The sequence below is a fragment of the Ruminococcus sp. genome (assembly GCF_016283395.1).
Window position 1 is genome coordinate 60,580 of the sequence record NZ_JAEEMU010000050.1, and the last position, 12,447, is coordinate 73,026.

General features: G+C 42.4%; 9 protein-coding genes, 1 tRNA gene and 2 rRNA genes. 4 read left to right on the forward strand and 8 right to left on the reverse strand.

Going from position 1 to position 12,447, the window contains the following annotated elements:
- The first annotated feature begins 12 nt into the window (after positions 1-12).
- Genes ribE through QZZ41_RS13130 form a run of 3 tightly spaced genes read left to right on the forward strand, consistent with a single transcriptional unit; the run spans position 13 to position 2,800 of the window.
- Positions 13-480, forward strand: coding sequence for a 6,7-dimethyl-8-ribityllumazine synthase (gene ribE, locus QZZ41_RS13120; RefSeq protein ID WP_074718532.1), 468 nt, complete (start codon positions 13-15; stop codon positions 478-480).
- Positions 480-1,136, forward strand: coding sequence for an HAD family hydrolase (locus QZZ41_RS13125; RefSeq protein WP_295073002.1), 657 nt, complete (start codon positions 480-482; stop codon positions 1,134-1,136). The genes ribE and QZZ41_RS13125 overlap by 1 nt, the downstream gene beginning before the upstream one ends.
- 17 nt (positions 1,137-1,153) lie before the next feature.
- On the forward strand, positions 1,154-2,800 hold the full coding sequence (locus QZZ41_RS13130) for a hypothetical protein (protein ID WP_295073006.1): 1,647 nt from the start codon (positions 1,154-1,156) through the stop codon (positions 2,798-2,800).
- Between the two features lie 317 nt (positions 2,801-3,117).
- Here the strand turns inward: QZZ41_RS13130 and QZZ41_RS13135 are convergent, their stop codons facing one another.
- From QZZ41_RS13135 to QZZ41_RS13145, 3 genes are all read right to left on the reverse strand, one after another.
- A complete protein-coding gene (locus tag QZZ41_RS13135) occupies positions 3,118-6,108 on the reverse strand; it encodes an ATP-binding cassette domain-containing protein (protein ID WP_295073009.1) in 2,991 nt (996 codons plus the stop codon).
- A gap of 184 nt (positions 6,109-6,292) precedes the next feature.
- Complete coding sequence (locus QZZ41_RS13140; protein ID WP_295073012.1) at positions 6,293-7,438, reverse strand: ribose-phosphate pyrophosphokinase; 1,146 nt, start codon at positions 7,436-7,438, stop codon at positions 6,293-6,295.
- A gap of 71 nt (positions 7,439-7,509) precedes the next feature.
- Positions 7,510-8,040 carry an inorganic diphosphatase gene (locus QZZ41_RS13145; protein WP_295073015.1) on the reverse strand — a complete coding sequence of 177 codons (531 nt, stop codon included), beginning with the start codon at positions 8,038-8,040 and terminating at the stop codon, positions 7,510-7,512.
- A gap of 362 nt (positions 8,041-8,402) precedes the next feature.
- On the opposite strand from QZZ41_RS13145, the gene QZZ41_RS13150 reads away from it, so the two are divergent.
- On the forward strand, positions 8,403-10,331 hold the full coding sequence (locus tag QZZ41_RS13150) for a GGDEF domain-containing protein (protein ID WP_295073018.1): 1,929 nt from the start codon (positions 8,403-8,405) through the stop codon (positions 10,329-10,331).
- 30 nt (positions 10,332-10,361) lie between these two features.
- Here the strand turns inward: QZZ41_RS13150 and QZZ41_RS13155 are convergent, their stop codons facing one another.
- The 5 genes from QZZ41_RS13155 to QZZ41_RS13175 all read right to left on the reverse strand — a co-directional run.
- Positions 10,362-11,117 carry a radical SAM protein gene (locus QZZ41_RS13155; protein WP_295073021.1) on the reverse strand — a complete coding sequence of 252 codons (756 nt, stop codon included), beginning with the start codon at positions 11,115-11,117 and terminating at the stop codon, positions 10,362-10,364.
- 125 nt (positions 11,118-11,242) lie between these two features.
- A complete protein-coding gene (locus QZZ41_RS13160; RefSeq protein WP_295073024.1) occupies positions 11,243-11,725 on the reverse strand; it encodes a dCMP deaminase family protein in 483 nt (160 codons plus the stop codon).
- A gap of 115 nt (positions 11,726-11,840) precedes the next feature.
- Positions 11,841-11,917, reverse strand: a tRNA-Ile gene (locus QZZ41_RS13165).
- Between the two features lie 45 nt (positions 11,918-11,962).
- Positions 11,963-12,079: ribosomal RNA gene (gene rrf / locus QZZ41_RS13170) — 5S ribosomal RNA — on the reverse strand.
- 70 nt (positions 12,080-12,149) lie between these two features.
- Positions 12,150-12,447, reverse strand: a 23S ribosomal RNA gene (locus QZZ41_RS13175); the annotation flags it as partial.

Genomic DNA, 12,447 nt, shown 5'->3' on the forward strand with positions numbered 1-12,447 from the left:
GGAGTTATAATTATGAAAACATATGAAGGAAAACTTGTATCCAAGGACATAAGAGTAGGTATCGTTGTTGCACGTTTCAACGAGTTCATCACATCAAAGCTTCTCGGCGGAGCTGTTGACACTCTCAAGCGTCACGATGTCAACGAAGCTGCTATAGACATAGCATGGGTACCCGGTGCATTCGAGATACCGCTCATTGCTTCAAAAATGGCTAAATCAGGCAAATACGACGCTATCATATGCCTCGGTGCTATCATCAGAGGAAGCACATCACACTATGACCTTGTATGCAACGAAGCTGCAAAGGGCATCGCACAGGTTTCTCTACAGAGCGATATCCCTGTAATGTTCGGCGTTATCACTACTGAGAACATCGAGCAAGCTATCGAGCGTGCAGGCTCTAAGGCTGGCAACAAGGGCAGCGAGTGCGCTGAGGGTGCTATCGAGATGATAAACCTCATCAGAGAGATCGAGGCATAATGACTAATCTGATCTTTGATTACGATGGCACTATCCATAATTCGATACTGACATACGCCCCCGCATTCCGCGATACCATGAAATGGCTCTCGGATAACGGCTATATCGCCCACCGTGAATACTCCGACAAGGAGATAAGCTACTGGCTCGGCTTCAATTCAACGGATATGTGGGGACAGTTCCACCCCGAGCTCGACCCTGAGATACGTGAAAAAGCGCGTATAATGCTTGGACAGGATATGGCGCAGCGCGTAGACCGCGGCGAGGGCGCACTGTACGACGGTGCTGAGGAGATGCTCACAGAGCTAAAAAACAGCGGCTATACCCTTATCTTCCTCAGTAACTGCCGCTTCCACTACCTCGAACGCCATAAACGAGTATTCGGGCTCGACCGTTTCTTCGACTATTTCTACTGCTGCGAAGCCTTTGACTTTATACCAAAGTATGAGATATTCCGCAAAATAGCCCCTAACCACCAAGGTGACTTCATAGTTATCGGTGACCGCTTTCACGATATCGAAACGGCTGCTCAGAACGGTCTGCCGTCCATTGGCTGCGGATACGGCTTCGGCTCGGACGAAGAACTTGCAAAAGCTGATATCATAGTAAGGAAAATACAGGATATACCCAAGGCTGTTAAAGAACTCCGTACCTGAACAAGAAAGGAGCAATTATGAGACCTTCACGCATTTCCGCACTGCTTACCGCAGTAGTCCTTTCCGTTTCGATGATCTCATGTTCTGACAATAACTCAGATTTGCCCAGGATACAGCGAGAGCGAAACAAGGACGAGGAATTCAGGATAGGACAGTCCTACGCTGTTGACGAAGAAGATATTCCCGATGATATAGAGATCCCCGATGACGAGATATGTGATATCTCAAACATCGAGAAAGAAGTTCAGCTTCTCATCTCCCACATAGACGACAAAGAAGATGAAGCTGTTATCAAAGAGGATATACAAAATCTTCTTGATATGTACGATCTTATTTATGACGCTCATACCGACATGGAAATAGTCTTTTACAGAAACTATACCGATAAGGCTCTGGAAAGCGAATACAACAAGTTTTACCGCGCAGCTTTTGTTGCACAAGACCTTATCGACTACGGTTTCGTATATGGCTACGACAGTAAATACAGCGACCTTTTTAAAGACTTAGTGGACGAAGAAGATCTGAACGAACATGAAGGCGAATACGATCTTGAGGCTGCACGTCTTGAATCAGAAGCAAGCTTTGAGGAAAGATCTGAGGCTATCAGCAGCTATTACGATGTCACCAACGATAAAGACCTTACTTTCAAAGAAAAGCAGCTTGAATGTGCTGATATACTCCTTGATCTTCTGACTGATTATGATACCGATTCGCTTTATTCGCAATATGACAGAGACTATACAGGCGATGAGATATTAAAACTGGGCAAGACAGTAAAATCAGAGCTTATCCCTGTTTACAACAAGCTGCTGGACAAATATTTCGACATTCCCGACTGGTCGGCAGCATTTTTCAATGATGACAGCTCTGATCCATTTGAGATAATACGTTCCTATGCTCCTCGCCTGTCAGCTGATATAGAAAAAAGCGCGAACATCATCTGCGATGAAAAGCTATACACTATCTGCAATAATGCCTATGCATTTTCAGGTGCGTTTACTGACGATCTGCCAACAAAGAACAGAGCAAGGATATTTATAGGAAATGTGGGAAGTGAGAATATACTCGGCTCTGCCATACATGAATTCGGTCACTTCCATGCCTGTCTCTACGATGAGACTCCCTCATATCTCTTCAAAAACAATATGGATATCGCAGAGATACAGTCACAGGGACTTGAACTCCTGTTCTTGCAGTTTTATGACGATATTTACGGAGACGGAAGCGATGCAAATAAGCTGAGCAAGGTGCTTGATCTCCTCGACTCGGTAATATGCGGTTTTCTTCTCGGTGAATTTGAATACACTGTGGTAAGGGATAAGGATAATATGACTCCACAGGAGGTAGTTGACCTTTTCGACGAACTGTTCAACAGCTATAATCCATATATAAATATCAGTGATATCCCACACTTATTTGAAAGCCCGGGATACTATATAAGCTATGCAACATCTTCACTTGCTGCCTTTGACATATTTGAAGATCTAATGAAAGATCCGCAAAAGGCACTGGAACAATACGAAAAGATCGCTAAAACATCTTTCAACTCAGGTGAATTTACATTTAAAATGGCTCTGAAAGAATGTGGCTTCAGCGATGTACTCACAAAAGAGTATATAACGGCTCTTGCTGATGAACTCAGTGATTACGCTGACAGCTTCTGAGCTATAACATAAAAAAGGACTGCTTTATCCGCGGTACTCATATAGAAAATTTTATGCTGATTATTGAGAGAACCCCTTTTGAAAAAGGGGTTCTCTCAAACTCTCTCCCGAAAACTTCTGTTTTTATTTTTTTCCGGATAGGGCGCGACCTGTATACTTGCAGGTCTTTTTTATTATTCGTACGCGCCCTATCTGGAAAAAAATCAGATAAAAGTCTTTGGAAAGGGGTTCGGGGGATAACCTTTCCTCAGAAAGGTTTCCCCCGATAATAACTATAAACTTCTATATAAGGATCGCGGTTAAGCAGTCCTTTTATGTTATTCAGTTCTGAGAGCCTCAACGGGATCTTTTCTTGCTGCAACGCCTGACGGGATAAGTCCTGCGATAAGTGTAAGGAGCATACTGATGACAATCAGTATCACAGCTCCCACAACAGGAACGTGAGCACGAAGTGTATCAAGACTCGTTACACGGTGTATTATTGCGTTTATAGGTATAGTAAGAAGTACTGATACTCCTATACCTATAAGACCTGCCGCAAGTCCCACAAGAAGCGTTTCGGCGTTGAATACCGTACGTACATTGTGCTTTGAAGCACCAATGGCACGAAGTATACCGATCTCTCTTGTACGCTCAAGAACGGAGATATATGTTATAATTCCGATCATTATTGAGGATACAACAAGTGATATTCCGACAAAGGCAATAAGAAGATATGATATACCGCTTATAATACCTGTAATTGACGACATAAGAAGTGCGACAACATCGGTATAGTGTATAACGTCAGCCTCCTTTACGCCCTCATTGTAACGCTTTATAGCGTCTGAGATATCGTCCTTGTCCTCAAAGCTTTTTGCAAAGAGTCTTATGCGTGACGGGTCAGACTCATCTGCAACACCGAGAAGTTTAAGATTGTCATCGTAAGTTGACTTTGATATCTCCTCGGGAGTATACTTCTCAAATACAACAGCGTAGTTTTCATCGCTTATAGGAGTTGAGTCGAGGAGCTTTGCAAGCTCAGCATTTGTAAGTGAACCAAGCTGTTCCTGAGCCATCTGTGCGTACTGCTGTGCTATCTGCTCTCTGATAGCCTGCTCGGCATAACCTTTAAGCTCTTCATCGCTCATAGCCTGAACGAAAGCTTTTACCTGCTCTGCATCAACACCAAGCTCAGATGAATACATCTGTGTTATCTGATCAAGGAACTGCTGACGGTCAAAATCCTTCATTGCAGCTGCTACCTGTGCATCTGCCTGTGCAGGATCAGGCTGTGATATAACAAGACGGTATATGTCAGCCTTTGTATCTGTATCTGCTTTCTTGATGAATTCCTTTGCTGTTTCAGTCTTTTCCTTGAGAGTTGGCTCAACATAATCGTCAGACATGAACTTTGTACCTGTTATAAGGTCATTTTCCTTGTCCTCGATCTGCTTTTTAATAAGCTCACTCTCATTGGTCTTGTTTATAACATAATCAGTAAGCTGGGCAGTATAGCATACATAGCCCTTAAGCATCGGAGCTTTTACGTCTTCCTTAGGCTGTATGAAACCGACTACCTTTATATCTGTTCCGATATCTTCTGCATTGAAAAGGTATTCAAGACCTGTCTTTGTGGCTGTAAGGTCTACGCAGCCATTGCCAAACTCGTTATTCTGGTAATACTCACAAGGAAGTATCATCTTGAACTTCTTGCCAAGGATATCGTCTATGCTCCACTCGACCTGTCCATAATCAGTTATCTCTTCGTTGCTCATTGCAGCTTTGAGTTTATCAGCAAATCCGTCCTGATCTTTAAGTCCCATTGCATAGGTGATGATATCTGGAAGCTCGTTATTCTGTGTGAGCACAACAACTACCTCATCATAGCTTTGAGGCCATTTACCGTTGACAAGCTCATACTGCTCCTTAACAAGATCGTTTACAGGCTCACCATTTCCACCAGGTAGAAGCTCTTCCATTACGTTGAGTCCGAATGCCTGCAATTCCATACCTGCCATAGGATTATTCATGGAAGCAGCCATCAGATCTGACTCGCCCATTCCCATAGCCTTGCTGTACATATCCATAAAGTCTACCTTGATTATCTCACCTGATGGTGACTGAGTGAAAACAGGCATCTTTACATCATAGGAATAGCCAATGGCTGTTGCCTTTTCAGCTATTACACTGTCATTTTCAAGGAATGTCTTGAAGTCCTTCATATTATTGATCTGCTTTGCAGAAGAATTGAATGAATTGAACATATCATAGACCTGAGTATTAGCGTACACCTTATCATCTTCAAAGGTACGTGCTTCATACTCTTTCTGATTTTTCATAAGAGCTTCAATCATACCTGATGTATCAGTATTCTCACGCATTATTTCCAGAGGATATGAAGAAAGAGTCTCCTCCTGTATATTGTCGATATATTCATTTATACCCGTTGCAAGTGAAAGGATAAGGGCAATACCGATTATACCGATAGAGCCTGCAAAAGCAGTCAGAAGAGTTCTTCCCTTTTTTGTAAGGAGGTTATTGAGAGAAAGCGATACAGCCGTACCGAAAGACATAGATACTCGCTTTTTCTTCTCCTTGTCTGCCTTTTTATCAGCTTTCTTATCCTTGGACTTTTTAGCTTTTTTCACTTCAAACGGATCGCTGTCACCTGTGAGCTTACCGTCCTTGATCCTTATTATACGTGTAGCGTACTGGTCTGCAAGCTCAGGGTTATGAGTAACCATGATTACCAGCTTATCCTTGGCGATCTCTTTGAGAAGCTCCATTACCTGTATGGAAGTCTCCGAGTCAAGAGCACCTGTAGGCTCGTCGGCAAGGAGTATATCAGGATCATTTATAAGCGCACGGGCAATTGCAACACGCTGCATCTGTCCGCCCGACATCTGATTAGGCTTCTTGTGTATCTGGTCTCCGAGACCGACCTTTTCCAGTGCTTCCTTAGCACGTTTGCGGCGTTCTGATTTGGATACGCCTGAGATTGTGAGAGCGAGTTCAACGTTTGAAAGAACGGTTTGATGTGGTATAAGATTGTAGCTTTGAAAAATAAATCCGATAGAATGATTTCTGTATGCGTCCCAGTCTCTGTCCTTGTATTCCTTTGTCGAAACACCATTGATGATAAGATCACCCGATGTGTAGTGGTCAAGTCCTCCTATGATGTTAAGAAGTGTAGTTTTACCGCAGCCCGAATGACCGAGTATAGCTACAAATTCGCTCTCACGAAAAGTTACGCTGACTCCGTTGAGAGCATTTACGACGTTATCACCAACGCCGTACTTTTTCACGATGTCTTTCAGTTGTAACATTGAATCTCCCCTTCGTTATTATTTTTACCTTTAAATCCCTTATGTAAATTAAAATTTACTGATAATATTATAGCACTTTGACGAATAATTGTCAATTCGATTGTTATTTTTTCACAGCGACTTCACATAAATTTCACAAATAAACAAGGCATTGTTTGTTAACAATGCCTTATCAGTTAAATATTTATTTCATGCCGTATTTTTTGAGGAGAGTCTCTATCTTTGTGTGAGGATCAATGATCTTGCTGATAGAAACATCATGGTTGATAGCTTCAATGAAATATGCGATATACTTTGATACGTCAACCTCATGGAACCAAGGTCTGCTAAGGAGCTCAGGTGTTCTGTAAGTAAGGTTTGTACCGAATACACCGTCGATGATGCCGTCCTCATAAGCCTTGTCGAACTTCTCAAGACCGTTTGTGAAGATAGCATAAGTAGCATAAGCGAAGAATCTGCCTGCCTTCTTTTCCTTGAGTGCAGAAGCAACATCAAGCATTGATTCACCTGATGAAATTATATCATCTGATACGAATACGTCCTTGCCCTCAACAGGGTTTCCGAGGTATTCGTGAGCAACGATAGGATTGCGTCCGTTTACGATAGTGGAGTAGTCTCTTCTCTTATAGAACATACCCATTTCTACGCCGAGAACTGATGCGTAGTACATATTTCTGTTAAGAGCACCCTCGTCAGGGCTTACTACCATGAACTTTTCCTTGTTGAAGCTGATATCCTTGATATCCTTGAGCATTGCCTTGAGTACCTGATAAGTAGGCATAACGTTATCAAAGCCCATGAGCGGGATAGCGTTCTGAACTCTCGGGTCGTGAGCGTCAAATGTAACGATGTTTGATACGCCCATTGCCTCAAGCTCCTGAAGTGCGCAGGCACAGTCAAGAGACTCACGATAGCTTCTTCTGTGCTGACGGCCGCCGTAGAGAGTAGGCATAATGACAGTTATACGGTGAGCCTTACCGCTTGCAGCCTGGATTATTCTTTTAAGATCCTGAAAATGATCGTCAGGGGACATTGCGTTCTGCATTCCAAAGTAGTCGTACTTGATGCTGTAGTTGCCTACATCAATAATGATGAAGAGATCCTTACCGCGGATAGTTGACTTGATGAGACCTTTGCCGTCACCCGATGAAAAACGTGGGCATTCGCTCTCAACGAGGAATGAATCCACATTGATACCGCCCTTGCCTGCCCAGTCAACGAGATAATCGTCGATCTTTCTGCCAAGCTCGGTAACGCTGTTCATAGCGATGATGCCGATAGGGGCAACATTTGAATCACTGCCGAATAAAATTTCACTTGAAGCTGTCATAAAACCTTTTCTCACACGTAAAACGCGTGATCTCCTTTCGCATTTTAGTCATTTTCGGTCAAAACCGTGCATTATTTACAGAAATTCTCAATATAGCGTTCGATATCTCCGCTTATGATCGTTTTTGCAACGTCTGCATGATCGACCTCGTTAACGGCTGTTGTTTTGTTTTCAAGTTCCTTGTAAACTGTGAAGAAATGTGTCATTTCATCGAAAACGTGCTGTGGAAGCTCTTCGATATCCTTGTACATATTGTAATTAGGATCTTCAAACGGTATAGCAATGATCTTGTCATCGAGGTGTCCATTGTCAAGCATTCTGATAACTCCGATAGGATAGCATCTCACAAGAGTAAGAGGCATAAGCTGTTCAGAACAGAGAACCAGTACATCGAGTGGATCGTTATCGTCTGAGTAAGTCCTTGGAATAAAACCGTAGTTTGCAGGATAATGAGTGGAAGTATAAAGGATACGGTCCATTTTGATAAGACCTGTTTCCTTGTCAAGCTCATACTTGATCTTGCTACCCTTGCCGATCTCTATCACAGCAATAAAATCTTCGGAAGTTATTCTCTTAGGACTGATCTTGTGCCAGATATTCATAAATTCCCTCCGCAGCATCTCTGTCCGCGCGGTCTGCACGGCAGAAGATTATTTTGATAAGCCATTTAATGACGTTATCCCCTACATTTTAGTATACCATTTTTTTGAGATTTGTCAATATACCGTTCAATTTTCGGCATTTATGATAAATTATCCCAAAATCAAAGCTTTTTTTCGTCTTTTCGTCCTTTTTTCATTTTTGTAAGATTTACCCAATTTTTTACAGCCAGTAAAGCAATATTAATAAAAAGTGAATATCAATAATGAATATTATAATAAAATTCTATTGCTTTTTTTTAAAGAATATAGTAAAATATATGTATGGTTAGTTTTTTGAGACTTTTGACAGAGAGGGGATAAAGATGAGTGGATACAGAATAGCTGTCATCATTGAAGAGATCGGACAGAGCTATCAGAGCTCTATCCTTGATGGCATTTCTTCTGCTGCCGATGAATTCGGACTTAATATACTTGCATTTACATCATTCAGCGGCGATATGGGCAACGCTCGTCACGATGTTGGTGAATTCAATATTTTCAATCTGCCTGATTTCAATGATTTTGACGGTGCGATCCTTCTTACGAATACTATATACTATAAACCTGTGGGCAACATAGTTCTTGACAGAATAAAAAAAGCAGGTATCCCTGCTGTGAGCATAGATAAAGATGTTCCGCCGTTCTTTTACATCGGTATAGATAACAAGACAGCTATGCGCAAAATAACCGAGCACATGATAAATGAACACGGTTTCACTCGATTTGCGTATATATCGGGACCTCCCGGCAACACTGAGAGTTCAGACAGACTTGCAGGCTTTTCTTCCGTACTTGAAGAAAACAAGCTAAAGATCACCGAAGATGCTATATATTACGGAGATTTCCGTGCTCCCACAGGCAAGCTTGCCGTTGAGCAGTTCATTGAGTGTCTCCCTGAGATGCCGCAGGCTATCATATGCGCTAATGATGTTATGGCAGCGTCGGCTATTACGACTCTTACCTCACACGGATACAGTGTGCCCGATGATATTGCTGTAACAGGCTTTGACAACACCTACAACAGCCATAATTATCAGGTAGAGCTTACTTCCGTTGAACGTCCGCTGGGACTTTCGGGACGGCTCGCCTGCAAGATGCTTTATAATCACCTGCGCGGCATATCTCAGGAACGAAGCGTGATACTCAATATGTCCACCTGCTTCACCGAAAGCTGCGGCTGCGGTCATAATGCGCTTTCAGACCTGTCAGAGCTTAAAAAGCTCAATTACAGGAACTATTCAAACTTTGAAAGCATACAGACCTATATGTCCATACTTAACCGAATATCCACGCAGCTCCTCGCCTGCAACAATTTCGATGAGTATATCTCGACCCTCAAACGTGCAGCAGTAGAGATACACCCCGATGAGTTTTACTTCTGCCTTTGCGATAACTGGGACAGTGAAACGACAGTTGAAAACTCCACAGGCTCAGACAGTTCCTCTGAAAAAGTGCCTGTGACATTCACTGAAGAAGTCATAGTTCCTATAGCGTATGTAAACGGCGAATTCATAAACTGTGGAAAATTCAAGTCCAAGGACATTATCCCTCCTTCTGTTAATACAGGAGACAACGGCAAGCTTTTCTTTGTAACGCCTCTTCATTTTGGTGAGAGATGTCTCGGATATATGGCTATCAGAAGCACTAAGCTTGCTTTGCAGAATATAATGTTCCAGTCTTTCTGTATAAACATCAGCAACTCTCTTGAAAATATCCGAAAGCTCATGTGCCTTGAATATGCTATTGACAGACTTGGCAAACTCTATGCACAGGATACTTTCTCGGGAATATATAACAGAAACGGCTTTGTTCTGGCAACTTCCGAGCTGTACGACAAGTGTACGGAAGAACAGCTCAGCATAATGCTGATGTTTATTGACCTTGACGGACTCAAGGGCATAAACGATACCTACGGTCATAATACAGGAGATCAGGCCATATGCAATATAGCCGATGTTCTCAGAGATTCATGCGAAAAAGAGATATTCTGCCGCTTCGGCGGTGACGAATTTATAATTTTTGGTGCAGACTATACCGAAGAAGCTGCCAAAAATCTCACTTTAAGGATACAAAATAATATTGAAAGGATAAATAAGAGCAAGATAAACCCGTTCAAACTAAGTGCAAGTACAGGTTTTATCATTGCAACACCCAAAAAAGGAGAGGATATTTTTAATTTTGTTACAGAAGCGGATAAGCAGATGTACAAAGAAAAGAAAAAGAAAAAGCTCTCCAACTATCTGAAATCATAAAAAACCGCAGCAAATGCTGCGGCAATTTTTTTATTTCGGAGAATACTCCTCTATTAACTGCAAAACGTCTTTCTCGTAGAGATTACCGTTCAATGCACTGCCGTCGCAGCTGATGCAAAGCGAGCGGATATCATAAGGCGATTCTTCATAGGGATTTGAAACAACTTCGCCCTCATTGAAATACTCGCCAAGATACTTCAAAGCATTTCCCTGCGGAAAAATTACATTACCACTACCTATTTCAAAGCCCTTTGCAGCAAACTTCCCAAGTAGTTCAGATGTTATAGCATTGTAAGGATTATCAGCACTTCTGCCAACCAGCCATGCAGGACTTATCTCAACATAAACACCGTTTTCTTTTAAGATGTCAGCAAAGAACTCCACAGGCTCAAGAGGTATAGTTTCCTGATGAAAAGCGTCCACAGAGAGCATAACCCGCTGTATATGGCTCTCACGAAGCATTGATGCCACTTGTTTGACCCTGTTCTTATCCTTGCTGAAATAACCATTTGTTATGATGTCGCGCTGAGGGATACCCATTTCATAGGCAGTCCTGTGTATAGCAGTAACAGTTTCGGGATAAAGCAGTGGCTCGCCGCCGAAAGTCATCAAAGACCTGATATCATATCTGCTGCATACGTCCTTAATTGATTTTACAGCAATATCCGTGTCAATATGAGGAGAGCCTGCTGTGTGCTCCCCTTCGCTGCAATGCTTGCACTTGCCTGTGCAACACATTGTAACAACAAATTCTATCCTGTCAAGATATTTCAAATATTCATTCATAATAACTGCTCCTTTTTAAATTATATCAATAATCGGCGCAGTACGGGAACAATTCTTACTCGGTGTGACGTTCCCTCTCCTACTGCACCGAGCAGTTAATTCGTTTTGGTTTCATATCTAACACCTCAGACTGAAAGAATTATATCCTTGCCGCTTGGCTGATACTCTTCCACCTTAACTCCGCATTTCTCAAAAAGAATTGTGGAAGCCTTAACGCTGTCAGTATTGGCGTACTTATTGCATTTATAAACCACACGAGTGATACCGGACTGTATTATAGCCTTTGCACACTCATTGCAAGGATAGAGTGTAACATAGAGAGTACAGCCGCTGAGACTTCCGAAACTGCTGTTAAGGATAGCATTCAGCTCAGCATGGCAGACAAATGGATATTTGGTATCAAGTGTGGACTCGCCATCACGCTCCCACGGCATATCATCATCAATGCAGCCTGTGGGCATACCGTTATAGCCTACAGAAACGATCTTATGCTTATCATTTACAATACACGCACCTACCTGAGTTGAATTATCTTTGCTGCGCTGTGCAGACAATAGCGCAATACCCATAAAATATTCATCCCAGGATATATAATCAGTCCTTTTCATAGTGATCTCCTTAACACGGTCAAATATAATATGTAAGTATTATAACATACATTTTTGCATAAATCAATAAAAATAAAAGAAAAAGCTTTCAAACATATAGTTTGAAAGCTTTCCGTGGTGGGCCATTAGGGACTCGAACCCCAGACCGTCCGGTTATGAGCCGGATGCTCTAACCAACTGAGCTAATGGCCCTCATAAATTAATCGGAAGCTATTTTTAGCTTCCGATATTTATTTGTGTCGGCACTGATTTAGTTTCCCGAGCCGTCACCAGCCAAGTATCGTCAACGCGAATGAGCTTAACTTCCGTGTTCGGAATGGGAACGGGTGTGACCTCATTGCCATAAGCACCGACTAAATATTATTGAAAACTTTTGAAGGAATAAAGCGTAATGCGAGGCAAGAACAAAGAAGTTCAGAAGTAAAAAGGAAAAGCCCTCGACCGATTAGTACTCGCAAGCTGAACGTGTCACCACGCTTACACTTTGAGCCTATCAAACTCATAGTCTATGAGAGGTCTTACTCTTACGAAGGGATATCTTATCTTAAGGTCGGCTTCACGCTTAGATGCCTTCAGCGTTTATCCGTTCCGCACTTAGCTGCCCAGCTGTGCCATTGGCATGACAACTGGTGCACCAGCGGTGCGTCCATCCCGGTCCTCTCGTACTAGGGACAGCTCCTTTCAAATATCCTACGCCCACGACAGATAGGGACCGAACTGTC